This is a genomic window from Nostoc sp. (assembly GCF_036917575.1).
Taxonomy (GTDB): domain Bacteria; phylum Cyanobacteriota; class Cyanobacteriia; order Cyanobacteriales; family Nostocaceae; genus Nostoc.
The window spans coordinates 1-26,688 of record NZ_JBALDC010000071.1; the positions used below are offsets into that span (position 1 = coordinate 1).

Annotated in this window: 24 protein-coding genes, 1 other RNA gene and 1 pseudogene; 10 read left to right on the forward strand and 16 right to left on the reverse strand. The window is 42.2% G+C overall.

Going from position 1 to position 26,688, the window contains the following annotated elements:
- Positions 1-141: 141 nt before the first annotated feature.
- The 6 genes from V7K79_RS20640 to V7K79_RS20665 form a co-directional block, all read right to left on the reverse strand.
- Complete coding sequence (locus V7K79_RS20640; RefSeq protein WP_335049913.1) at positions 142-2,187, reverse strand: VgrG-related protein; 2,046 nt, start codon at positions 2,185-2,187, stop codon at positions 142-144.
- 112 nt (positions 2,188-2,299) lie between these two features.
- On the reverse strand, positions 2,300-2,830 hold the full coding sequence (locus V7K79_RS20645) for a CIS tube protein (protein WP_335049915.1): 531 nt from the start codon (positions 2,828-2,830) through the stop codon (positions 2,300-2,302).
- Positions 2,831-2,863: 33 nt separating this feature from the next.
- Positions 2,864-3,283, reverse strand: a complete 420-nt coding sequence (locus V7K79_RS20650; RefSeq protein ID WP_335049917.1) for a hypothetical protein — start codon at positions 3,281-3,283, stop codon at positions 2,864-2,866.
- Positions 3,284-3,704: 421 nt separating this feature from the next.
- Positions 3,705-4,268 carry a phage tail protein gene (locus V7K79_RS20655; RefSeq protein WP_335049918.1) on the reverse strand — a complete coding sequence of 188 codons (564 nt, stop codon included), beginning with the start codon at positions 4,266-4,268 and terminating at the stop codon, positions 3,705-3,707.
- 1 nt (position 4,269) lies between these two features.
- Positions 4,270-4,467, reverse strand: a complete 198-nt coding sequence (locus tag V7K79_RS20660; RefSeq protein WP_335049920.1) for a hypothetical protein — start codon at positions 4,465-4,467, stop codon at positions 4,270-4,272.
- A gap of 151 nt (positions 4,468-4,618) precedes the next feature.
- Positions 4,619-5,899, reverse strand: coding sequence for a hypothetical protein (locus V7K79_RS20665; RefSeq protein ID WP_335049922.1), 1,281 nt, complete (start codon positions 5,897-5,899; stop codon positions 4,619-4,621).
- A gap of 386 nt (positions 5,900-6,285) precedes the next feature.
- Between V7K79_RS20665 and V7K79_RS20670 the strand changes: the two genes are divergently transcribed.
- Positions 6,286-6,594 (forward strand): WD40 repeat domain-containing protein, encoded by a 309-nt coding sequence (locus V7K79_RS20670; RefSeq protein WP_335049924.1) that lies wholly within the window; start codon positions 6,286-6,288, stop codon positions 6,592-6,594.
- Positions 6,595-6,723: 129 nt separating this feature from the next.
- Positions 6,724-7,203, forward strand: coding sequence for a DUF6985 domain-containing protein (locus tag V7K79_RS20675; RefSeq protein ID WP_335049926.1), 480 nt, complete (start codon positions 6,724-6,726; stop codon positions 7,201-7,203).
- 47 nt (positions 7,204-7,250) lie between these two features.
- On the opposite strand, the gene V7K79_RS20680 is transcribed toward V7K79_RS20675, so the two are convergent.
- The 3 genes from V7K79_RS20680 to V7K79_RS20690 all read right to left on the reverse strand — a co-directional run bounded on the left by V7K79_RS20680 (position 7,251) and on the right by V7K79_RS20690 (position 9,454).
- Entirely contained in the window at positions 7,251-7,433 is a 183-nt protein-coding gene (locus V7K79_RS20680; RefSeq protein WP_335049927.1) for a hypothetical protein, read from the reverse strand.
- Positions 7,434-7,618: 185 nt separating this feature from the next.
- Positions 7,619-9,040, reverse strand: a complete 1,422-nt coding sequence (locus V7K79_RS20685) for a WGR domain-containing protein (protein ID WP_335050035.1) — start codon at positions 9,038-9,040, stop codon at positions 7,619-7,621.
- A gap of 216 nt (positions 9,041-9,256) precedes the next feature.
- Positions 9,257-9,454, reverse strand: a complete 198-nt coding sequence (locus tag V7K79_RS20690) for a hypothetical protein (RefSeq protein WP_442938959.1) — start codon at positions 9,452-9,454, stop codon at positions 9,257-9,259.
- A gap of 582 nt (positions 9,455-10,036) precedes the next feature.
- Here V7K79_RS20690 and V7K79_RS20695 point away from each other — a divergent pair.
- The 4 genes from V7K79_RS20695 to pstS all read left to right on the forward strand — a co-directional run bounded on the left by V7K79_RS20695 (position 10,037) and on the right by pstS (position 20,373).
- On the forward strand, positions 10,037-16,699 hold the full coding sequence (locus tag V7K79_RS20695) for a hybrid sensor histidine kinase/response regulator (RefSeq protein WP_335049929.1): 6,663 nt from the start codon (positions 10,037-10,039) through the stop codon (positions 16,697-16,699).
- Positions 16,700-16,818: 119 nt separating this feature from the next.
- Positions 16,819-17,559 carry a cytochrome c biogenesis protein CcdA gene (locus V7K79_RS20700; protein ID WP_335049931.1) on the forward strand — a complete coding sequence of 247 codons (741 nt, stop codon included), beginning with the start codon at positions 16,819-16,821 and terminating at the stop codon, positions 17,557-17,559.
- Positions 17,560-17,589: 30 nt separating this feature from the next.
- Complete coding sequence (locus V7K79_RS20705) at positions 17,590-18,987, forward strand: cytochrome c biogenesis protein (protein ID WP_335049933.1); 1,398 nt, start codon at positions 17,590-17,592, stop codon at positions 18,985-18,987.
- Positions 18,988-19,275: 288 nt separating this feature from the next.
- Entirely contained in the window at positions 19,276-20,373 is a 1,098-nt protein-coding gene (gene pstS, locus V7K79_RS20710) for a phosphate ABC transporter substrate-binding protein PstS (protein ID WP_335049935.1), read from the forward strand.
- A 37-nt stretch (positions 20,374-20,410) separates the two neighbouring features.
- On the opposite strand, the gene queF is transcribed toward pstS, so the two are convergent.
- The 5 genes from queF to V7K79_RS20735 all read right to left on the reverse strand — a co-directional run bounded on the left by queF (position 20,411) and on the right by V7K79_RS20735 (position 22,267).
- Complete coding sequence (queF, locus tag V7K79_RS20715; RefSeq protein ID WP_335049937.1) at positions 20,411-20,824, reverse strand: preQ(1) synthase; 414 nt, start codon at positions 20,822-20,824, stop codon at positions 20,411-20,413.
- 73 nt (positions 20,825-20,897) lie between these two features.
- Positions 20,898-21,299 (reverse strand): hypothetical protein, encoded by a 402-nt coding sequence (locus V7K79_RS20720; protein WP_335049939.1) that lies wholly within the window; start codon positions 21,297-21,299, stop codon positions 20,898-20,900.
- A gap of 155 nt (positions 21,300-21,454) precedes the next feature.
- Positions 21,455-21,841, reverse strand: coding sequence for a phasin family protein (locus V7K79_RS20725; protein WP_335049940.1), 387 nt, complete (start codon positions 21,839-21,841; stop codon positions 21,455-21,457).
- Between the two features lie 25 nt (positions 21,842-21,866).
- An RNA gene (gene ffs, locus V7K79_RS20730) (signal recognition particle sRNA small type) lies at positions 21,867-21,963 on the reverse strand.
- Positions 21,964-22,000: 37 nt separating this feature from the next.
- The gene (locus V7K79_RS20735; protein ID WP_334845999.1) at positions 22,001-22,267 is read right to left on the reverse strand and encodes a YciI family protein; all 267 of its coding nucleotides are present in this window, start codon (positions 22,265-22,267) and stop codon (positions 22,001-22,003) included.
- A gap of 114 nt (positions 22,268-22,381) precedes the next feature.
- Between V7K79_RS20735 and V7K79_RS20740 the strand changes: the two genes are divergently transcribed.
- The 3 genes from V7K79_RS20740 (at position 22,382) to V7K79_RS20750 (ending at position 24,658) form a co-directional block, all read left to right on the forward strand.
- Positions 22,382-22,933 (forward strand): 2'-5' RNA ligase family protein, encoded by a 552-nt coding sequence (locus V7K79_RS20740; protein WP_335049942.1) that lies wholly within the window; start codon positions 22,382-22,384, stop codon positions 22,931-22,933.
- Between the two features lie 97 nt (positions 22,934-23,030).
- Positions 23,031-23,624: a hypothetical protein gene (locus V7K79_RS20745; protein ID WP_335049944.1), complete on the forward strand. Its 594-nt coding sequence runs from the start codon at positions 23,031-23,033 to the stop codon at positions 23,622-23,624.
- Between the two features lie 215 nt (positions 23,625-23,839).
- Complete coding sequence (locus tag V7K79_RS20750) at positions 23,840-24,658, forward strand: peptidoglycan-binding domain-containing protein (protein WP_335049946.1); 819 nt, start codon at positions 23,840-23,842, stop codon at positions 24,656-24,658.
- 26 nt (positions 24,659-24,684) lie between these two features.
- Here the strand turns inward: V7K79_RS20750 and V7K79_RS20755 are convergent.
- Positions 24,685-24,901 (reverse strand): annotated as a pseudogene (locus tag V7K79_RS20755) (hypothetical protein); the annotation flags it as partial.
- 14 nt (positions 24,902-24,915) lie between these two features.
- Between V7K79_RS20755 and V7K79_RS20760 the strand changes: the two are divergent.
- Complete coding sequence (locus tag V7K79_RS20760) at positions 24,916-25,116, forward strand: hypothetical protein (RefSeq protein WP_335050040.1); 201 nt, start codon at positions 24,916-24,918, stop codon at positions 25,114-25,116.
- Between the two features lie 319 nt (positions 25,117-25,435).
- Here V7K79_RS20760 and V7K79_RS20765 read toward each other — a convergent pair whose 3' ends face one another.
- Complete coding sequence (locus tag V7K79_RS20765) at positions 25,436-26,497, reverse strand: HlyD family secretion protein (RefSeq protein ID WP_335049948.1); 1,062 nt, start codon at positions 26,495-26,497, stop codon at positions 25,436-25,438.
- Between the last annotated feature and the right edge of the window lie 191 nt (positions 26,498-26,688).

The following is a 26,688-nucleotide window of genomic DNA, read 5'->3' on the forward strand; positions in this document are numbered from 1 at the left end:
TCATTGATTTTTTTGCACAAGCTCTAATTGCTGACTCTAATAATAGTCTGTCTCGTCCTTCTTTACTTCTCCAATATTAGACCTGAATCCTTACGATGTTTCATACAATTCTAGGATCTTAGATTGCAGGCAATAGTCTTCTTATACTGGTACAACCATAACCGGTGCGCTGTTAGCAGTGACTGCCCCAGTCATCGTAACAGCAGGTCCCATTGTCGCAGGTCCAACAACTGTAAAAGGTCCTGTTGTTGTCACAGTTCCTACCATAGTGATTGCAGGTGCCATCATATTAATTGATGCACCTTTTAATGAAATTGCGCCCACTGCATTGACATTGATCAAGGGACCAGCATTTACATTAATCGTTCCTGTGGTTCTAAGCATAACCGTCATTCCAGTGTCAAGAAAGGTTAGCTGTTGTCCCATTCTAGTTCTAACGCTAACAAGAGATCTTGTATCATTTAAAATCACTTGATTTCTACCTGACGTTTTAATTTCGATCTTTTTTGACATGGGTTTGTCGTCCATACGGATGCTATGCCTACCAGCAGTTTTAATTTCTATAAATTTCTGACTGTCGTTGATGTCGATACGATGTCCGCCGCTAGTTTTAATATAGATTCCTGCTTTGGACCTCTTATCATCTTCCTCAACAAATTGAATCGTATGTCCTGTACGGGTTTTAATGGTGCGTACTCTCACTTTGCGGTTCTTAATAGTATTAGCAACTGTTTCAACCGTTTTGTCCTTGCCATTCCACACGCCCCCTACTATATAGGGCCGATGAATATCACCGTGTTCAAAACCGACAAGCACTTCATCATTAATTTCTGGTAAGCAATAAAATCCTCTTTGATTAGCTGCCCCTAAACCTACTACCCTAGCCCAATTGCTTTCATGACCCATAGTCAAAGTGGGGAATTTTACTTTAACGCGACCCAAACCTTTTGGATCGTTATTCTTAGTCACCAAACCTACCAATAGAGTTTGACCAGGTTGCAGATGAGTCTTGGGAGGCAATGTAGAAAGTAAGCTACCTTCTCTTAGCCCTCGAACTGTAAAATCAGTTGTATAATTCCCCTGTATGTAGTGGTGACAAGTTTCTGTTACATAGTAATCACCACTGTAGCGAGTTCCCATATTTTTAAGTGTAACCACTTTGCCCGGTCGAACTAAAGGGTTTCCCATAGCTTTGGCATCAGCAGTCACAAACTCTCCGCCTAGCTCATTACAAAGAGCCTGAGCCATCTGTTCTGCTTCTTTTAGAGTATCTACAGGTTGGTCTACCACAATCATTTTAGGAGGTTGTTGCATTTTAAACTTATTACTGATGCTGCTCCCCTCACCATTTCCCGTCACCGTAACCAACTGTTCCTTTGAGGCGGTTCCTGTGATCAACTTTTTATTACTATAATCCCAGCTATTAACCTGAACCGAACTAACTTGTTCAGCACTGGTAACTCTTACATCAAAGCTCATAAGATTATGAAGCCACTCTAAGTTGATAGAGCCTTCACGTTTGGGCTTGCGAAAGTGAATCTTATTGTCTTGAACAAAGAGTTCAAACCCTATTCTTGCGGCTCGCTCTCGCAGAAACTCCATATTGGTTTGATTTTCTTGAAAAACATAATCATGGGAGACACCACTGGCATCCAATTGACCAATTTTAATCTTCGCTTCTTGAGCAACCTTTCGTACAATATCAGTATCCGTACAATTTAAGAAAGATCGGTTGTAGCGACCCCGATGCAGTCGATGGGAAACGTCATAGCCGCGCACAATAATATGGGCTGTAGATGGAGCGACAAATTTGACTTCAATACCTGTAATTTCGCCCTCAATTAACCGCTCCTCTATTTCAACCACATCAAATTCAATATCTTCTGTCGTACCAGCCCCAAATCCAATCGTAATTTGATCGCCAATATTAAAGTAATTTTCGTTTTTCCAAGGCTTGCTGTTCTCGCTTGCAGCAACATACACATTATGGATTTTCATGACAAACATACTTGGCAAATGTAAGCTTTCATCCACAACAATTTCCAGAATGTCATCTACTAGTTCCTTTGGTGCCGACGCTCCACCCAGTTTAAGTATAGGCTTGTTTAAATAAAGGTTTTCACTATTATTTTTGGCAGAGTTAGGTTTGGCAGACCTAGTTTTGGCAGAGTTAGGTTTGGCAGGCATTGGCAAATACTCTCAGTGTTGTTAGGTAATTTAGAGTTTGTTCTCTTAATAGGTAGAATAGATTCCTGGATTGATATAACCTTCAGCAAGTTTTAAAATTTAGTGAAGTCTTTTACCGCTTCGGCCTTGGCTTCGACGAGGGTGGATTTTTCGACCCAGGTGGTTTTTTTGACCCAGGTGATTTGCCCCCCGACATATCTTCAGGATCGACTTCTCGGAGCGAAATATTAACGATCGCTTTAACCGGGGTACCATCAGCTAAAAATAAAGTGAGTCGATAGTTCAAACTCGTCATAACACAGTGAAAATAGCTATCTTGCCAGGTCAAAATATAGACTGGCGGACGAGTAAGAGCAGTGCTACGAGCCGTTGCACCCTTTTTTATATTGTCAATATATTCCTTAAGAACAGATGTCTTTTTTTCGTAAGTATCAAATAACAAATTTTGTAATGTAAACGAATAGGGTTCTACTCCAGAAAAATTAACTTTTGGCAATAACGTGCTTCCCCGCTGACCTATATCACTATGCCAAATTACTTGACGAGTGAAATCAAGTTCTGACGGATTAAACATGAACTCAATATCTTTGGCCTGCCCGCTGGGGTCGCTATGCACCATCAGCTTTGCTTTTACAAGTTGCATTGCGTTTTTATCAACCTTTTAAATGTATTAAAATTACCAGGGTAAACAGCCTCCAGACCGTCCCCATCGCTCGCGCTCATAGATTAGACGGTGGTGCAAAAGCTGCTCGATTTCCTGGATCAGCCGTTCTAGTACATCTGCTGCCTGTTCAGATTTTGAGGAAATCTTATCGGTTGCAATTGTTTGGTGTGAAAAGATTCGGTTGCTTTGATGGAAGCCTCTACGTTCCATCTGAGAATTTAGATGCGGACTGATGCGATCGCAAACAATCTGTGCAAGTAATTCTAAATCTTTTGCTGCTTGCTCAATAGTATTGACGGTTGGAGTTAGGACTTCCTCAACTTTGGGGTTTTGGGGTGCAAAAGTACCTGGTGGAAGCTTACCTTCCTGCTGGGTCGAGTCTTGAGTTTGCGACGGAGCTTTAGCACGTTGGTCATGGCGATCATTTGTCATAAGCCAGTAACTCTCGAATACTAAACTGTTGTGTCGATCAATGGGTTGATGTCTTCGCTGCATTACTCCGATTGATCTGCCGCAATAGGTCATCAACACCATTATCAGAAGCGCCGTTAGATCGTTTTGACAATTTAAACTTAATAGAGGAGTTAAGGGACTTCCAATTAAAAAAATAATCAATCACTGTGTAAGCAGGGGGGAGAAAGAAGAATTCAGCACTCAGGAGTCAGAAGTCAGAATTTATAAGAAGTTTAGTAGAACTAGGATATTCATTTACAAAATCTGATTCTGATTCTTTAACTATTCAGACGGATGTCTTCTAACTCCTGAATTCTTACGAATATCATTTAAATAAATTGATTAATTTATTCTCTGGAAGCCCCTTCAACTCACTCATGATTAAACTTCCAATTTGCGTTCATTCCCAGGCGCTCTCAGCAAAATATCCCTTCGCATCCCTAGAGACTGCATCGCCACCAGCAGACTGCTTAGTAATTTTTAAACCCTCAAAGGCTAAAGTTAATTCTTCAACTGCAACCGTATTGCCATTAGCCTCTAAACTAGGGAGTTTCCACCCCACTGGAATGGCACCAATTAGGCACCAGCTCTTCATGATATCCCCAGCTTGGTTATAGGTCACAATATTAACGTTGCGTCGTTGCGTTTTTTGCTCAAATAATTCGCTTAACCACTGTGAAAAGGTATTGTCGTCAGTTGTACCCCGCTTTAGTGTGATATCTGAAAAACGAGTGTGTCCTAAGCTAATTCTTTGCTGATCGTTTACGCCACCCTCTTGATATACCTCTTTTTCTACGTCAATACTGATACCCGAACATTCCGAGAATGAGGCAACTGTATTTTCTTCAATTTCTATATAAAATCTATTGGTTGTGACGTAGTTCTCAACGTTAGAATTGGATTTTTTACTACTTGAATTACTAGGTTTTTTACTACTTGAATTACTAAGTTTTGGTGCAGCCATTTTATTGTCTTCCTGTACTAGAGTTACCGATTCTTTCTTTTTGAATTTTGATATCTGCGTTGAGTCGTTCGTAAACGCGATCGCATAATTGATGCATTAGCATCGGATTGTTGAGATATTGTTGCGCTGACTGTACCAGATGCTTATACTCAAAATTTGTGTCAGTTAAGTTTGTATGACTATTTTGGGGCATGGACATCACCGAATCATTGATGAGCGTTAACTTCCTAAGACGACCGCTACGCTATGAATGTGCGTAAGTCGGTGGGTAAGCTTATAATAGAGTGGGTAATGAAGCATGAAAACAGACAAAAGTCGGGTTTCAAATCCCAAAAGGCAGTTCTTTAAAATTACTTCCAACTTTGAATCAGCATCTGGGCATCCTTAAAAAAGTGGCTTGTCTCAGAAATTTGTTTAGCCATAGCTCGCGCATCGCGAAATTTACCATTTCTAGCCAGCTCTTTGGCAAAAGAAAGTCGACAATGATCCAACTCCCGCAGTTTTTTCTGATACTGTTCTGGGCTAGGCGGCTCTTCTGAAACCATCACGTTATGAGTAGAACGATTGATGCGGCTAGAAGATGGCTGTTCTAAAGTCTTCAATACAGCTTGCTCCCTGCCTAAATGAAAACGAGATTGTAGTTGCTTTAGGTTAATCTTCCTCCAGATTGAATCAAAAAATTGTCTTGTAAGACTTATAAAGCGCGAGGTAAACGAGCCTGATGTCCGAAAGATATCCCGAAAAATACTTGGATGGAATAGTTGAATATGTGCCCGATTTTTTGGTACATTCTCCGCAGGCATCAACACTGAAGATTGTGGCATCCTCGATTGCAAAACCGTTTGATCCAGTTCTGTAGACAATGGCCGTATTGCTTGATAAACCGTTCGATCTGCTGGATTATGAATAGCTGAGTCCGAGTATTGGACAATAGTCTGATTTGTTAGGTTTTGAATGACCGAATCTGAATATTGAACAGTGGTGTTGTCACAGTTTTGAACTACAGCAACGCTAGTAGTCTGCCAACCCAAAGATGCTGGGTGAGGGCTGGGGAAAGGGGAAAGGGAAAAGGGTAAGGGATTTAAAACCTTTCCCCCTTCCCCCTTACCCTTTACCCCGCCAAGTTCACTTGGCGAACTACTAGTAGCATTAAGATTTTTAGAATCATTCTCTAAAGAAAATTTAGCAATGGGATTTGACGTAAGGCTTACTGCCTCAACAGTTTGCGTAGGTTGGGATGAAGACCCGATCTGTTCTACCATTCCAGGTTTTTGAGGTGAGAGAGATACATGATTGACCTGGGGGCTTAGGTTCGGTAGTCTTTGCAAAATGGTCTTGTCATTCCCTGCTTCTACTTTTGGAAAAGGACTTGCGACTTGCATGATCGTCACATCTTCAGAAATTTGTGCTGACAATGCTTCTGCCTTGATGTCAGTGTTTATTGGAATCTGAGAAGGTCTGACCAATGGAGTTTTGACTGAGTGAGTCCCCATCCATTCAGGCTGGGGCGATATGCGTAGGCGTAGCCCGCCGGAGGCATCGCTCACTTTTACCTGTTCGAGTGCCTCCCGTAACTTTTGCTCTGAAGGGTTAAGATCGTTGGATGGATTCTGCATAGAGTGCTGTCTCATAATGATTAAATGTATAAGTTAAGACATCAATAAACATTTATTTTTTAGACTTGTCGTCTAGAAAATATTGGTTGTTTTGCAGCGTTGTAAGTGCCTATCCAATTCACACAACGTTGAAAGAAGATAATCTCAAATTGGAGCAGAGGAAGAAATGCAGAAAACAAAGAGTCATACTTTTAAGCAATTACTTAGATATAGACTATATAACTCTATATAAGGAAAATTTGAAGCAGAAGAGATCAGACAGAAGTATGATTTGATTTCCTCTGATCTCCATTTCCATTATTGGGGAATATGGACGGAACATTAGATGACGGTCTATCTGGTTCAATCCCATACTGAGCCTGCAAAAACGCCTGATGTGCCGCTTGGAATTCATGTTCCTCTTGGCGTTTGCACATGATGAAGATTGCCGTCGGGAGATGAATGATGCAGAAATTATTACAACGGCTACCTGTGCAGCAATATTCTTTAATGGCAATCAGAGTAAAGCTACTCAGTCCCAAACACAGATTCAACTTGTTCATACACTGACTGGACATAAAAAAGTGACTTTTGGTGTTCGAGCAGTTGTGATTAGCCCAAATGGGCAAACCCTGATTAGTGGAGGTAGAGATGATACAATAAAATTCTGGAATTTACGTACTGAAAAATTACTCCGCAGTTTAGATGCTGACTCAGATGGTGTCACTTAAATAGCTATAGCCGTAGTCACACAAGTTAGGAGATAAGGATGGGGTGAAAGAAGAGAGTTAGCAATAGTTTTACCTCCTGCCTCCTGCCCTCTGCCTCCTGCCTCCTGCCTCCTGCTATATTAGTCCAGAATGATGAAACCCCCAACAAGTTACTACGATACTGAGTTTGGACAGATAAGAAACGAAGATAACCACTGGACTTTAGCACAATGTGCTGTTTTAGGCGATCGCCATGTACCGATTTGTGTGGATTTTGAACAGGAGCAGATTGGGGAACTTTCATCGCTTCAGCGTGAAGCTATTCGGCAAGCTCTAGCTTTGCCACCCGATGTGTTAGGCATCACTGCTCCTGTTGTGCTGCAAAATTATGATGTATATCGTGACATGATTGGAGATCAGGAAATGCCGCTATTGGCTAATCCCATTCAGGTCTGGGATCAGGTCACTTTCTCATATATCTATGTGCCGCCCCACGTTGAGTATGACCTGCATATTGCTACCTTTAAGTTGATAGCTGAGTGTGACTGGGAGCCAGAACACGGCTTGGAAGTACGCTTTCGCAATGGAGTAGCAGATGATGCAGATCAGATAGGTGAAACAGGACGATAAAAACTATATAGCTTGGCATAAAACCGTGGTGAATTGAAGTCTATCGCTTATATGCTGCGATCGCTGCCAGATGAACCAAGTACGGGGCATAGTACATCATTGCTGGCATGATGTACTGATGAGAGAGAATCTGGGGATAGAACAAGTAAGCGACACCGATAGCGTAGGGTTAAAGATGCAGGAGCGTCACAGCCCATCCCGTCGTAGACATATCTAGGCGGGGCAGTCAATCGCTTAAGAGCAATCGATTCTCACGAGTGATTGCCGAAAGCTCTGTTGATGCTGACTAGTGAAGCTAGAGATGTATACCGAATTTGGTACTGAATCATGCTTGCCATTAGAGCCAGAATCAACGATATGCAACTTGAAAAAACAGCGATCGCTCGAATACAACAAATGTTCACGCTTTATCTAGTTAAACTAATTTTTGAATATCACCATAGGCACGGTAAAATCCGCCACTGGCTGATTCACGTATTTCTTGAACAAGGTAACGCGCACCTTCGATCCGAATATCCTTAGGAAACTGCACTTTCCAGTTGTGGTTGTAACCATCACAAACAACACGAACTCTCAATTTACTTCCTTCTCGAAAGCATTCAACAATAACCCCAGAGCTTGTATTTGTAGTAGTTTCTAAAACAGATGAGGGTGCGGCTCCTTCACCTAATGGTGCTTTAATAACTACTGCTTGGGGAACTGTACCCGTTTGAGCAGAAAGAATTGCAGTTTCATTGGCATCAATGCAAGCCAAATAACCATCTGTTGTAACAATATAAATATGGTTGTTGAAAAACTGCATAGATAAAGCCGAGCCACACCCTGTAGAAAGCTTCCAAAGACGCTTTCCTAGCTGATCAAAGCAGTAAATGGAAGAACTATTATCTCCGGCAAATACATACTGACCGTTAAGTGCGGTAGCGCAAGAGTAAACTGACGCATCACATTTAAAAACGGAGCCAACTTCCCCATTTTTATGAAAGCAGTGAACTTTATGGTCGCTTGTTCCGGCATAGACTGTTGATGCCTCTTGCCAACCAAACAGTACGCTGCCTTGAGTTTTTTGATGCCATAACATCCGACCTTGTTGGCGATCATACATAGTCACGCCTTTGCTATGACCGTGATAAACTCCAGATTGGTCACAGCGTACCATCCAGCCACAATCGCCTTGACTCAGACGAGTCCATTGTGATTCATCATCATGATCGATTGTTGTTACGCCACCATTGGCATCAGAGACGGCTAAGAGTCCATCTTTGATATCTAACCAAAAAATATCGACATTTTCATCAATTTTATAGCTCAAACGTGGTAGCTTGCCGGTCAAGTCGTAAACATTGCCGTCATCACAACCAGCATAAATCCAAATATCATCGGCCACTAAACATTTAACGCCATCAGGAAGCTTAAACCGATTGATCGCTTGACCTTGATGATTCAAAGCAAATACTTGACCTGCTTGATTCCCAACCCAGCAACGTTCGGCATCAATGAAAATTCCAAAAGCAGCTGAAGATGAAGCAAACTTCCAAATAATCGGAGCTTGTTTAGCGTTGGAAATGGTGCTGCTGACTTGGCGGCGTGTCACCGGGCGCTTCTGGCGAACACCCATGACAGCTATCTCGTAACCTTTGTTAAGCTTTTCTTTAATTTTTTTACTAGCTTCTGCTTTCGCTTTATCAGAAGTTGGATAAGCTTTTGTTTGAGTTTGCCCACAGTCGCCAATACGACCATAACGTATAGTTAATTGGTTATCTTGAACTATTACTTCATAAAACTTGTGAGAGCTTCCACTAGCTTCGGAAAGCTCTAAATATGTCTTTTCTTCTAGGATGACTTCTCTCATAAAATCAATACTAATGTTTAAATATATATAACTATTGACGTATGCTTGCTTAGAGGTTATGAAGCAAAGTAACCACAGAATTAGACTTTGCCATTATCTATTGTGGGAAGCATCTTAAGCTTTTAGCACTGATCTAGATCACGAGCTAATAAATGTTTTAAGTAATTTGTAATACTTATAGTATGATATAATTACATATATTAGCTAGCTAACAAAGCTACATTGTTGCAGCATTTCTACTGCTGATCTGTCTAGTCTGACTGTTGCGGCATCACTTAAATCAACGCCAGGAGTAAGTGATTGGTAGACTCCTAACCAAGTTAGTTCAAATTCAGGGCGAGTTAGGCGATCGCCACTTTCAAGCAAAGGCAGATGTCTCTGGTGTGGGTACTCTCTAACCATTTGCCAATCCCTAGTAGTCTGCCAACCCAAAGATGCGCTTTTTCGGGCTGGGGAAAGGGGAAAGGGAACTGGGTTTGGGATTTAAAACCTTTCCCCCTGCCCCTTATCCCCAGAGGGGGCCCCACCTTCCCCCTTACCCAATAAAGAGCTTTCGTCACGAAAGCGAACTACTAGAGTTGCCGGATACTTTTGACTTTAGCAAACCTCAGTTATCAGTTAACATTTCTTGATTTGCTGCTTTCCTGAAATTCCAAAAATCATAAAACGTAATGTTAATTGTCATCGTGTGTTCTACTGTGCCATGCTGTACTCGCTCAAGTTAGGCATCGCCGACAATTGATGCTGCACAACAGAGGCGAAGTAGCTATCATTAGCTAAATGGGATGCCAGATAGATTGATGGCAATACCATTTAGTTAGCAGCCTTTGTCAGCTGCTTACACTCGCACCCATAAAAATTAGTTCGATCCACTTTTTATTCCCGCTCTCTATTGTGATACGCATTAGCTAAAAGTACTCTAAATAGATACGGGGTGCAAAAAATACAAAAAGTTTTTCAAGAATCAAGATTAAGGATAAGGTTATGGCAACCGAACAGTTAACTAGAGACAGCGACAATCTCGATTTAAATCAGCTGTTAAGAACGCTGAATGCTGTTAAACAGGGTGACTTCTCGGCTCGGATGCCCATAGACCATACTGGTGTAGCAGGAAAAATCGCTGATACGCTCAATGGTATTATCAATCAAAATCAGCGGATGGCGGCAGAACTACAACGGATTGGTAACGTTGTCGGTAAAGAAGGCAAAATTGCCGATCGCGCCTCTCTCGGAGATGTTCGTGGTTCTTGGTCAGATTGTGTTACTTCTGTCAATACTTTAATTACAGATTTAGTTCAACCAACAGCTGAAACTACGCGGGTAATTCGGTCAGTCGCCAATGGTGACTTATCGCAAACGATCGCTACAGAAATTGATGGCAGACGTCTGCAAGGTGAGTTTCTCCAAACTGCTAATATTGTCAACACGATGGTGGATCGGCTTGGTTCTTTTGCATCGGAAGTGACAAGAGTTGCGCGTGAAGTAGGAACTGAGGGTAAATTGGGTGTCCAAGCCGAAGTGCAAGGTGTGGCTGGCACTTGGAAGGATTTGACTGATAATGTTAACTTGATGGCGGGTAATCTCACCGGACAAGTTCGTAACATCGCTGAAGTTGCAACTGCGATCGCAAATGGTGACTTATCGAAAAAAATCACTGTTAATGTGAAAGGCGAAATTCTCGAACTCAAAAACACCGTCAACACGATGGTGGATCAGCTTAATTCTTTTGCATCGGAAGTCACGCGAGTTGCCCGTGAAGTGGGAACTGAAGGGAAGTTGGGCGTACAAGCAGAAGTTAAAGGTGTCGCAGGAACTTGGAAGGATTTAACTGATAACGTTAACTTGATGGCAGGAAATTTGACCGCCCAAGTCCGTAACATTGCGGAAGTAACAACGGCGGTAGCGAATGGCGACCTTTCTAAGAAAATTACTGTTGATGTCAAAGGCGAGATTTTAGAGTTGAAAAACACCGTCAACATCATGGTGGATCAACTGAATTCCTTTGCCTCAGAAGTAACAAGAGTTGCGCGTGAGGTGGGTGCAGAAGGAAAATTAGGCGGTCAAGCAGAAGTGCGCGGGGTAGCGGGGACGTGGAAAGACTTGACCGATAGTGTGAATTTCATGGCAGGTAGCTTGACGGCACAAGTACGGAATATTGCGGAAGTGACAACGGCGGTGGCAACTGGCGACTTATCTAAAAAAATCACTGTCGATGTCAAAGGCGAAATTCTGGAGTTGAAAAACACCATCAACACAATGGTAGATCAACTGAATTCCTTTGCATCGGAAGTCACAAGAGTTGCGCGGGAAGTGGGAACTGAAGGAAAGTTGGGCGTACAAGCAGAAGTCCGAGGAGTAGCGGGTACTTGGAAAGATTTAACTGATAACGTTAATTTAATGGCGGGTAATCTCACCGGACAGGTGCGAAATATTGCTGAAGTTGCGACTGCGATCGCCAATGGCGATTTATCTAAAAAAATTACTGTCGATGTCAAAGGTGAAATTTTTGAACTGAAGAATACCATCAATATCATGGTGGATCAACTCAGTTCTTTTGCCAGTGAAGTCACAAGGGTTGCGCGTGAAGTAGGCAGTGAAGGTAAACTGGGCGTGCAAGCCGATGTCAAGGGTGTGGCTGGAACTTGGAAAGATTTAACTGATAGCGTAAACTTCATGGCCGGAAGTTTAACGGCACAGGTGCGGAATATTGCCGAAGTAACTACGGCGGTTGCAACAGGCGACTTATCCAAGAAAATCACCGTCGATGTCAGAGGTGAAATTTTAGAACTCAAAAATACCATTAACACAATGGTGGATCAACTCAATTCTTTTGCAAGTGAAGTTACAAGGGTTGCCCGTGAGGTAGGAAGTGAGGGTAAACTGGGCGTACAAGCAGAAGTACGCGGTGTGGCTGGCACTTGGAAAGATTTAACTGACAGCGTGAACTTCATGGCGGGAAGTTTGACGGCGCAGGTGCGGAATATTGCGGAAGTAACTACGGCGGTTGCAACAGGCGATTTATCCAAGAAAATCACCGTTGATGTCAAAGGTGAAATTTTGGAGTTGAAAAATACTATTAATACAATGGTGGATCAACTCAGTTCCTTTGCATCGGAAGTGACGCGAGTCGCGCGTGAGGTGGGAACTGAAGGGAAATTGGGCGTACAAGCAGAAGTCAAAGACGTTGCTGGTACTTGGAAAGATTTAACTGACAGCGTGAACTTCATGGCGGGAAGCTTGACGGCGCAAGTGCGGAACATCGCTGAAGTGACAACTGCGATCGCTAATGGTGACTTATCCAAGAAAATTACTGTTGCTGTCAAAGGCGAAATTTTAGAACTCAAAAATACCATCAATATCATGGTGGATCAACTCAACTCCTTTGCTAGTGAAGTCACAAGAGTTGCTCGTGAAGTGGGAAGTGAGGGTAAATTAGGCGTACAAGCAGATGTGCGCGGCGTGGCTGGCACTTGGAAAGATTTAACAGACAGCGTAAACTTCATGGCGGGAAGCTTAACGGCACAGGTGCGAAACATTGCCGCCGTCACCACCGCCGTAGCTAATGGCGACTTATCTAAAAAAATCTCCGTTGATGTCAAAGGTGAAATTTTAGAGTTGAAAAACACCGTCAACACGATGGTGGATCAACTCAATTCCTTTGCATCGGAAGTAACGCGGGTTGCCCGTGAGGTGGGAACTGAAGGTAAACTGGGCGTACAAGCAGAAGTTAAAGGTGTAGCTGGAACTTGGAAGGATCTCACCGACAGTGTAAATTTCATGGCGGGAAGTTTGACGGCACAGGTGCGGAACATTGCCGAAGTTACCACAGCAGTAGCAAACGGCGACTTATCTAAGAAAATCACCGTCGATGTCAAAGGTGAAATTCTAGAACTTAAAAACACCATTAATACAATGGTGGATCAGCTAAATTCCTTTGCATCGGAAGTTACCAGGGTTGCGCGTGAGGTGGGAACGGAAGGTAAATTGGGCGTGCAAGCTTACGTCAGAGGAGTGGCTGGAACTTGGAAAGATTTAACAGACAATGTTAACTCAATGGCGGAGAACCTCACCGGACAAGTTCGCAACATCGCGGAAGTTACCAAGGCGGTAGCTAATGGCGACTTATCTAAGAAAATTACCGTCGATGCCAGAGGCGAAATTTTGGATTTGAAGAACACCACCAACACGATGGTAGATCAACTTAGTTCCTTTGCAAGTGAAGTAACACGAGTGGCGCGGGAAGTGGGAACTGAAGGGAAGTTGGGCGGACAAGCGCAAGTCCAAGGTGTTGCAGGGACTTGGAAAGATTTGACAGATAACGTTAACTCGATGGCGGGGAACTTAACGGCACAAGTACGCGGGATCGCTAGAGTTGTAACCGCCGTTGCTAACGGTGACTTGAAACGGAAACTGATGTTAGATGCCAAAGGAGAAATCGAAACTTTGGCAGAGACAATCAACGAGATGATTGATACTCTAGCGACATTTGCCAATCAAGTAACTACAGTAGCGCGGGAAGTGGGAATTGAAGGGAAGTTAGGCGGACAAGCTAGAGTACCTGGGGCGGCTGGAACTTGGAAAGATTTAACGGATAATGTAAATGAACTTGCTGCGACACTGACAACTCAGTTGCGAGCGATCGCCGAAGTTGCTACAGCTGTAACTAAAGGTGATTTAACTCGTTCAATTGCCGTCGAAACACTAGGCGAAGTAGCAATACTCAAAGACAATATCAACCAGATGATTGCCAACCTGCGGGAGACAACGCAGAAAAACACCGAACAAGATTGGTTGAAAACTAACTTAGCCAAGTTTACCAGAATGCTGCAAGGTCAGCGAGACTTGGAAACCGTATCTAAACTGATTCTCTCAGAACTCGCACCTCTGGTAGGAGCGCAACACGGCGTATTTTTCCTGATGGACTTTGTTGAACATACACCGTGTTTGAAACTAATCAGTAGCTACGCTTACCGCGAACGCAGACATCTAGCTAACCGCTTCCAGTTGGGTGAAGGTTTGGTAGGACAATGCGCTTTAGAAAAAGAGCGAATTCTATTGACGGAAGTGCCCAGCGATTATATCAGAATTTCCTCTGGGTTAGGAGAAGCCACGCCTCTGAATGCTGTGGTGTTACCTGTACTTTTTGAAGGACAGGTGACAGCAGTGATTGAATTAGCATCCTTCCGCCGCTTTAGCGAAATTCATCTGACATTCTTCGACCAGCTTACCGAAAGTATTGCGATCGTTCTTAACACGATCGCCGCATCGATGCGAACTGAAGAATTACTCAAGCAATCGCAATCTTTGGCTGAAGAACTACAAGTCCAGCAAAGCGAACTCCGCGAAACTAACAAGCGTTTAGAACAACAAGCCCAATCACTCAAAACCTCTGAGGATTTACTCAAAGGACAGCAAGAGGAACTGCAACAAACCAACGCCGAATTAGAAGAAAAGGCAGAGTTGTTGGCGATGCAGAAGAAAGAAGTCGAGCGCAAAAATCAAGAAATTGAACAAGCGAGACTGTCTTTAGAAGATAAAGCCGAACAATTGGCCCTTTCCTCAAAATACAAATCAGAATTTCTTGCCAATATGTCCCATGAACTGCGGACACCGCTAAACAGCTTGTTAATTTTGGCGAAATTATTAACAGATAATATCGATCGCAACCTCACCGCCAAGCAAGTCGAATACAGCCAGACAATTTATTCAGCCGGTAATGACTTGTTAACCTTAATCAATGACATTCTGGATCTCGCTAAAATTGAATCTGGAACCATGTCCATTGACATGACCCAAATGCCATTGACAGACTTGGGCGAACAGATTGAGCGCACCTTCCGACAAATCGCTCAGAGCAAACGACTTAATTTCGCAATTGAATTTACTCCCGAATTGCCCAACAGCATCTATACAGATATCAAACGCATACAACAGGTGTTAAAAAACCTCCTCTCCAATGCTTTTAAATTTACAGAGCAAGGGGAGGTACGCTTACGGATTGCGGTGGCCAAGCTAGGGTGGAGCAAAGACAACGAAACTTTAAATCGGGCCCAGCTTGTGATTGCTTTCTCAGTCAGCGATACAGGCATTGGCATTGCCCCTGAAAAACAGAAAGTGATTTTTGAAGCATTCCAGCAAGCCGATGGCACTACCAGTCGGAGATACGGCGGCACTGGATTAGGTTTATCAATTAGCCGCGAAATCGCCCGTCTCTTCGGTGGTGAAATTAAACTAATCAGTCAACCTGGTAAAGGTAGCACCTTTACATTCTACCTACCACAAGTTAGTGCTGAGTCACGAACGCTGAGTCCTGAGTTGACATCGATACTCCCCACTCCTCACTCAGCAACGCCACTTGCTACAACGGAGGGAACCTCCGCAACGCAGTGGCTTCTCCCCACTCAGCACGGGCTAAACCTTAGCTATCCGCTAACAGCACTGATTAATGACGATCGCACTACTATTGGCATAGGCGATCGGGTGTTATTAATTGTCGAAGATGACGTTAATTTTGCGCGTATCCTGCTAGAGATGGCGCAACAGCAGGGATTCAAAGCGATCGCTGCCCAAACTGGTAGTACAGGTTTGATGCTAGCGCAGCAATTCTTACCTTCAGCCATTTTGCTAGATATCCGGCTGCCAGAAATGGATGGTTGGACGGTATTGGATCGTCTCAAACATGACCCAAATACCCGTCACATTCCCGTACATATCATGACAGTTGAAGAAGGAAAACAGCGCGGTTTACAACTAGGTGCGATCGCATATCTGCAAAAGCCCTTAACCAGCGAAACAATATCCGAGGCGTTGACCAAAATTAAAGGTTTTGTTGAGCGTCAGGTGAAAAATTTATTGGTAGTCGAAGATGATGATACTCAACGGTTGAGTATTGTTGAGTTGATTGGTAACAGCGATGTTTTGACCACTGCTGTGGCTAACGGTGCAGCAGCTCTAGAAGCGATTCGCACCCAGCATTTTGATTGTATGGTTCTCGATTTAGGGCTACCCGACATGACCGGGTTTGAACTAATTGAGCAGATAAAGCTTTTACCTCACGGCAAAACTTTACCAATTATTGTCTATACAGGTAGAGAAATTAGCAAAGCTCAAGAAACAGAACTCAGACGAATTGCCGAGACAATTATCATTAAAGATGTGCGATCGCCTGAACGTCTTCTTGATGAAACAGCATTATTTTTACACCGAGTTCAAGCAAATTTACCGACACCAAAACGCGAAATACTCGAACAACTGCATTCACAAGATTACTTACTCACTGGCAAAAAAGCGCTAATTGTAGACGACGATATGCGGAATATCTTCGCCCTCACCAGTATGTTAGAGCGTTATCAAATAGAGGTTATATATGCGGAAAATGGCAGAGAGGGAATTACCCTGTTAGAAAATACACCAGATATTGATGTCGTTTTGATGGACGTAATGATGCCAGAAATGGATGGTTACGAAACAACACGTACAATCCGCCAAAATGATCGATTTAAATCTTTGCCGATTATTGCACTGACTGCTAAAGCCATGCTAGGCGATCGCGAGAAGTGTATTGAAGCCGGCGCATCAGACTACATTACTAAACCCGTAGATACTGAACAATTACTGTCGCTGTTACGTGTTTGGCTATATCGTTAATAACGCGATCGCCTTTCGGAAAATGACAGAAGAGGGATATAGCCAATTTCTGCTGACTTCAAAACCAAAAGTAAGCTAAAATTCAAGCAGAGTAAGCATTTCCCGCTCAATAACTCCCCATGTTTGATAACTTGCAAACCCAAATTTACCAACTAGAACAATTTGCCAACAGCCTGGTTTCTAACCAACTAACACACTTAAGCGTGGTGAGTATTGGTATCATCTTTGCAGCTGGTTTGCTCACCAGTCTCACACCCTGTATGCTTTCCATGCTGCCAATTACCATTGGTTACATTGGCGGTTATGAAGCCAAAAGCCGTCTGCAAGCAGCTGCTCAATCAACTTGGTTTGCTTTAGGTTTAGCAACTACACTGGCAGGGCTGGGTATTGTAGCAGGTATTGTCGGAAAAGTCTACGGTCAAGTGGGAATTGGTTTGCCGATTATCGTCAGCATTATTGCCATTCTCATGGGGCTGAACTTATTAGAAGCATTGCCTCTGCAATTTCCATCCTTGGGTGAAACGAATTGGATTTCGCCGGATTTGCCAGCAGGGTTGCGTTCCTATTTGCTGGGACTGACTTTCGGCTTAGTAGCATCCCCTTGTAGCACACCTGTTTTAGCCAGCTTACTGAGTTGGATTGCTAATACACAAGACTTAATTTTAGGTGCTGTTTTGTTACTTTCTTATACGGCAGGTTATGTAGCGCCATTGATTTTGGCAGGTACTTTTACAGCTTCAATTAAAAAATTACTGGAATTGCGTCGCTGGTCTGGTTGGATTAACCCAGTTAGTGGGGCGCTGTTGGTAGGATTCGGTGTATTTTCCTTAATTTCTCGGATTCCCCTCGGCAGTTTTTAATATCAATACATTTGTTAGATTTTAGACATAATGACAATAGATGATTCAGCGTCCAAAGAATTAAAATGGTGGGCGATACCTGGGCAGTTCTTACGCCAAGAGCTTTTGCCTGTACTGACTGACTTACGATTAGCGATCGCACTACTGCTATTGATTGCAATCTTTAGTTCCACAGGTACTGTAATCGAACAAGGTCAATCACCCGCATTTTACCAAGCTAACTATCCAGAACATCCAGCTTTATTTGGTTTCTTAACTTGGAAGGTAATTCAAGTAGTTGGGTTAGACCATGTATATCGTACCTGGTGGTTTCTAGCATTACTCATCTTGTTCGGTACTAGCTTAACTGCTTGTTCATTTACCCGGCAGTTACCAGCCTTAAAAGCTGCCCAGCGCTGGAAATATTACGAAGAACCACGACAATTTCAAAAGTTAGCTTTGAGTACAGAACTAGATACTGGTTCCCTGAATTTTCTTAGCGAAATATTACAGAAACACCGCTATAAAATTTTTCCAGATCCAGAAAAAGCAAATCTCCTTTACGCCCGCAAAGGAATAGTTGGACGCATCGGCCCAATTATCGTTCATATTGGCATAGTTGCGATTTTGCTAGGAGGAATTTGGGGGGCGATGACTGGGTTTCTCGCTCAGGAAATGGTTGCTAGTGGCAATACATTTCAAGTGACAAATATTGTCGATGCTGGCCCAATAGCCGCCAAAATTTCGAGAGATTGGTCTGTGCGCGTCAATCGTTTTTGGATTGACTACACACCATCTGGCGGCATCGATCAATTTTATTCGGATATGTCTGTCTTGGATAATCAGGGAAAGGAAGTTGACCACAAGAAGATTTTTGTCAACGAGCCTCTACGCTATCATGGCATAACTTTCTATCAAACTGATTGGGGAATTGCAGGTGTTCGCGTCCAATTTAACAACAGTCCGATTTTTCAGCTACCGATGGCGCAATTGAACACTAACGGTAACGGGCGGATTTGGGGAACTTGGGTTCCAACTAAACCGGATTTGAGTGAGGGTGTCTCTCTGTTAGCGAAAGACTTGCAAGGGATGGTATTAATTTATGATGCCACTGGCAAACTTGTTGATACAGTCCGCGCGGGGATGTTCACTGAAGTTAATGGCGTGAAGCTGAAAATTCTGGATGTCATTGGTAGTACAGGCTTACAAATTAAAGCCGATCCAGGCATACCAATTGTTTACACAGGGTTTGGCTTGCTGATGCTGGGTGTGGTAATGAGTTACTTTTCCCACTCGCAAATCTGGGCATTGCAAAAAGGCGATCGCTTGTATGTGGGTGGCAAAACTAATCGCGCTCAAGTTGCTTTTGAACAAGAGGTTTTAGAGATTTTAGATCGGCTGAGTTCACAGCCAAAAGGTGAGGAAAAAGAGACGGCGATTGAAGTTTAAACGCAAAGGGGGCAAAGGAAATCGCAGAGGAACGCAGAGGATTATACCAATTCAAAATTCAAAATGACGCTCTCTACGAGACGCTGCGCGAACGCGGACTCGCTAACGCTGCGCTAACAAAATTCACGCATTAAGAAAGCCAGACAGAACAAAGGTATGTTCGGTATCTGTCGCATTCTTTTTTCAAATTGGTATTACTTTGCGTACTTTTGCTTTTTCAAGTTATTTACAATCAATTACGCCTACATAGCTACAAATTAGGAAATTACTAGAGATATTTATTAAACATTGAAACAAAAGATTTCTATATCTGCCAAGCTTCCATCTCAGGGACGGGTTTGCCTTCTACCTTTAATCGCTATCTTGTTAAGTATTGCTTCTTGCGCTGCCGAGCAGAAAAATATCAAGCATATTTCTCTTATTGGAACTGGGGCAAGTTTTCCCGCACCTTTGTACGAGCGTTGGCTTTCAGATTATAATCAGCTAAATCCCAATATAAAAATTAACTATCAAGCTATAGGAAGCAGTGCTGGAGTGCAACAGCTCATTGAAGGTACTGTGGATTTTGCAGCTAGTGATGTCGGAATTACAAGCGAACAAGCAGCAAAGATAAAACGCGGAGTAATCGCTTTGCCCATAACTGCTGGTTCTATTGTCCTAGCTTATAATCTCAAACCAGTTGCACAACAGTCGTCTCAAGTCAATGTGCCAACTGCTCTCAGGCTACCACGCCAAGTTTACGTAGATATCTTTCTTGGAAAAATTACGAATTGGAATCATCCGAGGATAGCCGCAGCTAATCCCGGTGTAAATTTGCCTGATTTACCGATTCAGGTTGTACACCGAACAGATGGTAGTGGAACTACAAGCGTGTTAACGCAACACTTAAGCACTATAAGTCCAGAATGGAAAAGCAAAATTGGGGCTGGTAAATCTGTAGCATGGCGAGTGGGAATTGGTGGAAAGGGTAACGAAGGTGTTACCGCCCTGATTCAACAGATACCAGGAGCTATTGGCTATGTAGAATACATTTACGCCAAACAAAATAAGCTTCCTGTGGCTGCTTTAGAAAATAAATCTGGTTATTATATTACACCGACACCAAAATCAGTAGCACAAACTTTAGAAGCAGTGAAATTACCAGATGATAACTTAATTGCTTTTATCACCGATCCCACAGATGCCCAGTCTTATCCCATCGTCACTTACAGCTGGCTTTTAACTTATCACCAATATCCCAACCGAGTCAAAGCTCAAGCGCTGAAAAATTTTATCGATTGGGCTGTGATTGACGGGCAAAAATCCAGTTTGGAACTTGGATATATTCCTTTGTCTAAAAAAGTTGTGCTTCAAGTGCAATCTGCCGTGAAGAAAATTGCTGAATGAAGCTGATTAATCCCATTTGCATCCATCAATGATAATGTTACTTTTGGTGACGCACTTCAATCACAGTATGTACATTCCCGCGAGGCGTGAAGTCTGCTTTCACCGTCACTTCCAACGGATCGCAAGCCGCCACAAAATCATCTAAAATTTGATTGGCAGATTCTTCGTGAGAAATGTAGCGATCGCGATAACTATTAATATAAAGTTTGAGCGCCTTCAATTCCACTACCCGTTCATCGGGCACATAGCTAACATAAATTGTCGCAAAGTCAGGATAACCGGAAAACGGACATTTACAAGTGAATTCTGGCAAAGTAATGTTAATGTCATATCGTCTCCCGACACGCGGATTCGGAAAGGTAATTAATTTACCTTCTGCAATGTCGCGTTCGCCATACTTCATTTCTTGGCTGATTTGGGATGGACTTTCAGATAATTTATCAGTTGTCATTTCTCAGTTGTTAGTTTTTAGTTGTAATTTGTAATTTTTCATTTACTTCCCCTGCCCCCTGCCCCTCTGCCTCCTAATACTCTTCCTTCTCCCAGTCTGGACAATTCTCATCTTCACAACCGTGGGGATGCATAGCACAAACTAATAAATTACCACCATAAACTTGACCGTGGTAGTGACTACAACCGATACAGGCAGGATTTTTTTCAGATGTAGGTTCAACTGAATAAGGAAAACCCGGATCGACATCTGCTACAATGTCTTCCAATTCCCAGTAAGCCTCTAACATCGGTTCAGCCAAATCCTGTAGATACTGATCGACTTCAGTAATAATATTATTGTGTACTTGCTCGCTGACTTCTTCCGTTAGCTCAAAAAATGCGTCTACCACTTCACCCATTCCCAGGAAGAAGCGCTCTACTTCATCACCCACTGCTTCGACGATTTCTACTAAATCTTTTTGCCACTGTTCCATAAACTTGACACCTTTGCAGGCTATAAACAGGACGCTTTATGTTATCTGGCTTGAAGCACTAAAATACACACTAAGCAATGTATCTTATCAAGTTTTATCCAAAGTGTCATGTCAAAATGCCACTTATTAATAATATTTTGCTCAAACAATGCTTTTTATTGATCGCGTTGCAATCGTTTTAACTCGTCTTGTAGATTTAGCACTTCTTGGCGCAATTTATCTACATTCTCATCATTTGACGCCTCTTTCACCGTTGGTTCTTCATCTTCCTCTAAAATTTCAATGCGGCGAGGTTGAGAAGGGGACGTTTCTGGTGAGGCTACACCAGATGGTTGGGCTTGTTGGGCTTGCTTCATCATATCTTCAACGAAGCGGCGGGCTTCTTCTGTGTTCATTTCGCCCTTTGCCACCATTTCATCTGCCAGTTTTTGGACTTGCGATCGCACTTCGGCTAATTTTCCCCCTGCTTTCTCACCCGCGTAAGAAGCTAATCCAACTCCGAGGTAAAAAGCTTTTTGAACAATATTTCCAAAACCAGGCATTATTGCTAACCGCTCCTAAAAATAGGGCGACCCGGAGACTAAGCCTACCACAAGCCTCCCGTGTTGCTGCTACCTTCCGGTTCTGACAAGATTTGGGTGTTGCGATCGCATAGATCCAGGTCTTATATAAGCATAACATTAAAATTCAGTAAGTGTGTGTTATTCCATGACAATTCGCCATTCATAAAGCTGATAGTTGACGCAGCCGTGTTTCACCAAGGGATCATCAGCTACAATCACTTCTGCTTCCTGCTTTGAGGCAGCCTCAAACAGCAACATCCCGCCTCTTTGCTCTGCCCAATAGCCTGTTCGCGCTTTGTGTCCTTTAGCAATCAAGTCCTGAATGTAAGCTTTGTGGGCAGGTACATATTGGTCAAATGTAGGTTTATCGACTTTGCCTTCTTCAATTTTTACAAACCACGGCATTAGCTTCTTAACTCCAGTTACAACAGATAGTCTGCTTTATTTGTAAATATTTTTGAGTAGCATTTGAGTAGCAATCCACACGAACTACAGTGATTTACTAATTAATATAGAGATATGAGCCGTTTTTTTGTTGCCCTCCTACCACCGCAAGATATTCAAGACTACGCCAACGAGATTAAGCAGTACTTTGCTGATCGCTATGCTAGTAGGGGGGCGCTAAAGTCTCCGCCTCATATTACTCTGCAACCACCCTTTGAATGGGCAGATGCTAACTTGCCATTGTTAGAAGCATCCTTGAAGGAGTTTGCCAGTGAACAACAGCCAGTGGCAATTACACTTAAAGGATTTAATGCTTTTGTGCCTCGTGTGATATACATTAATGTTGTCATAAGTCAAGAACTTTTAACTTTGCAAGCTGATTTAATGGATCATACAGAAAGCAACTTGGGAATTGTTGATCGGGTTTCTAAAACTCGCCCTTTTTCACCCCATTTAACGGTTGCATTTCGGGATTTAACGAAGCAGAACTTTAAAGCTGCTTGGCCAGAATTTGAAAATCGGCAGTTGCATTTTGAGTTTACTGCTGACAAATTAACCTTGCTGCTTCACGACGGAAAGCGCTGGAATATTAAACGAGAGTTGGCTTTTTTTTCTGGTAGTAATTGAGGGATATTTTTGTGATGGATGCTGGTGCTGTTGAATGTTGAATCTAATTTTATTTTGGATTAATTGGTGATTTATATATTCTCTAGTCATAGGTGCTATGGAGAAAAGGTTAGCGTTATTCTCTACTAAAGAACGCTCTTGCAAAGATTCCAAAGCATCTAATAATTGTGGTGTTGATATAGTAGGTGACATTTGCGATCGCAGTTTGGAAAGGGAGGCAGAAGGCAGAAGGCAGGAGGCAGGAGAAGCTGAAAGTAGTGGTAATAAATTATTTAGTGTTAATGCTCCTTCGGGAGATAAACTATATAGTGTAGTATCTGGAAAACCTTTGCCGCAATGTCCTTTAGAAGTTCAAGACACTCAGATAAATTTCTTTCTAGATTCAGACGATGCATCTAAAAGAGCTAAAGAACTAGATGCCCAAGGTTATTTTATCTACGTTTCTCCTATTGAGGAATTACGCAAAAAAGTACTTGATGCTCTGTACGATCAATATAGCAGTGGAAGTAAAAATCCATCTTGTTTCTTAGTTAATGGCACTACTAAGAAAATTACAGTTGATTTCCAAAATATTTATACTTTACTTCCTCCTCAATTGCAGCAGCCAGCTAGGGAAAAAGCACTCGTTTTCTTACCTAAGAATGAAAATGAGTTTTTATACGTTGTTAACGCCAGAGAGTCAGTCAGCTAATACTCCATCAGATTAAGTTTGATAAGTTCGTAGTGGATACAGCAGTAAGGGCGCGCAGATGTGCGCCCTGAACACGTAGTATCATTAATAGTTGAAAATAAGCGATCGCATCTCTTTGTTTTTCACTCTCTGTAGTCGTATACGCCAAACGTCTCAAAGAGTTGCAGCTTGTCGTCACACATCGCTTAACTTTTGGAACACCTTGCAAACAAAAAATGTTAGATTTATTTATTTCTACTTACCTAATTTTTGTCAAACAAGATACATTAAATGGTAGTTTAATTGCAAAGGAACCAAAAAGCATGGTCGTTAGTAGCCCTGAAGTCATCCGTCATATATTGATCGGATTGGGATATTTAGCTGCTGAGATCGATCCTAAGCCGGATCTGACTAAATTTGCTCCCTGGAAGCGGAATAACAACTCTTTGACAGATGATCCTACTGAAGAAGCGATTAAAAAGTTTCAAAAACAGTACTCACAAAAACTTACGGTTAATGGTAACGCTGATGCAGATACTCGAACTGTAATGGAAGATACAGTCAAAGGGCTTCAGAATAGATTGAAGTTTCACGGTTTTGCAACCAATGCTGAAATTCCAAAAGACTTGCCTTTTTATGGGCCGGCTACTTATACAGCAGTTAAAAAATTTCAGAAATCTCAGGGTTTAACTGAAAATGGGATTGCTAGTTTTGAACAGCGTCAAATTTTACAGCAACCTACTATAACAGATAAGCCTCAGTCACAAGTCAAGCTGAAAGATTTGTGTTTCCAATTCCAAAAGAATCCTCAAAATCCTTCTTACATTGCAGCATTAAATAATTTACAACAAAATTTACCCAAGGATGTTTTACACAAAGTTACTAACAAATGGAGGGGAACAAACGATCAAAATCCTGAGATTGTCAAGCTGACGAATGTGTTTACTTATTATGATGACAATAATACAAACCATCGTGATGCACTAAATCACTTACAAAGTCAGCTTACCCCAGCCATCTCTCAAGCATTTTTAAGTCTTTGGAATAAGAAGTAATAACCCAAGTTGCGGGTTATCTAGACAGAGGAATGCTTTTCCGTTTCTCTGTCAATGCGAATCAAAAACGCAGTCATCTCGTTTGTCTGAAGAATCTTTTGTTTAATCCTCCGCACATTGGTTTCGGCATAACTAAAGGGAGGAAGCGGCGCAACCAACACGTGCTGATGGCACATCAGGACGATACCGCCACAGCTGTTGAGCGCACTCCGTAGCCGACTGGGATAGAGCATGAAAAACCCCGCAATCAGCAGGGGATGATTGAGTCCCTGATTCATGACCCGCGTGTTCTTTGGCCAGATACTCTATCAGTGGCAAAAGATGGTTATCTTTATTTCACAGCTAATCAGCTGCATCGTCAAGCCAGATATCACCAAGGAAAAGACCTGCGCCAGAAACCTTATAGTCTGTTCCGAACTCGAATCGATGCCCAACCAGTTGCTTTGCTGCCAAAATAGCTGTCTTTATTTTATCGTTCTCATGCCTCAAAAGTATTACTTACCATAACTACTGGCTGTATGCTGTTGTGAATTGCTAGGAATGCATCTGTATCCAGCAATGCCTATTTACTTGTTTTTTAACAAGACGAAAGCGTTTTAGCAAAGAAAATAGCACAAGGGCGATCGCACAAAGTAGACAACTCACCCCATCCACTCCACGCAATCAGGCGCAGATGAAATCAACTGACCAAATTTCTGTGCGTTAACGTCCTCAAACTCTAGCACCACACCCCAGTGCTGATCACTCGTGAGTGTACTGAGAAATTCTTTAGAAGTTTTACTTGGTTTCAACTTTTACAACTGCTGACATTCCCGGAGTAAATCGAGATTCGTAACCTTGAATACTTGAACGATCAAACAGAATCTTGACGGGAATTTCATGTAGTGAATTACTAGAAGCTGAATTGCTCGTCAGATTATCTTGTGGCAGAAAAGCGATACTATCTACCTTGCCTTGAAACTGGCGATTAGCAAAGGCTGAAACTGTAATATTTACCTTTTGCTCTGGCTGTATTTTTTCTAACTGCTTTTCGGGAAAATAAGCAATAATCCAAGGACGTGGCTGTATTATTGATAAAAGAGTTTGCCCTGGAAGCACCTGCTGTCCTACCTGTACATTTTTATTCCCAACTACTCCACCGATCGGAGTCACAATGTTAGTATAGTTCAACTCCAGTTGTGCTTTTATTACCTCTATCTGCTTTTGAGCAAAAGTAGCGTTAGCTACATTATATTGTTGCTCATTTATCTTCTTTTGCTGATTTAGGACTTGTAGTTGTAAAGTTCTTTTTTTTCTGAAAGCTTGTTGTTGTATTTGATCCTTTTTATTTTCAGGAACTGGTTGTGGTGATAAAATCTCAATAGTAATTTGGGGAATTTTCTCTTGTGCCAATGCTGCTTGCTGTTTAGCTAATTCTAAAGATGCTTTTGCCCGTGCCAAAGATAATTGATAGTTGCTTTTATCAAGTTTCACTAATACCATGCCTGGAGATATCATTTGGTTATCATTGAATGTAATTTCAGTGACTATTCCTGATACACGACTAATCACAGGGCTAATCTCTGCGCTAACATAAGCATTATCAGTTTCTAGATATTTTTGCATATATTGCCATTGCTTATAAGCATAATTAGCTATATAAACTGCAATTACACTAAACAACACTCCCAATCCTATAAATAGTAGATACCGAAGCCAAAAAGGCGATAATCTTTCCTTAAAAGCATTGTTTGATTCACTAGAAGTGTTAGTTGGCTCGTGTTGTGACACAACTGGAGTTTTTTGTTCTGATAATCTAGTAATTTGTTGGGACTGCTGTAAAAAATTTTTAAGTTTCATCAGTGATATTTATGTAATTTCAGATTTAAGTATAAATATTGGCACTGCTAAAGAGTCTGTTTACAGAATACGGCAAATATTACTTAAATGCATAATTGCTCTTAAGAAAGCTTCATGGTCAGCTTCAGAACCCCTCAAATTGGCGCTGCCAAGGTTGCTCGCCACAATTGATGCCATCCATTCTACCCAAT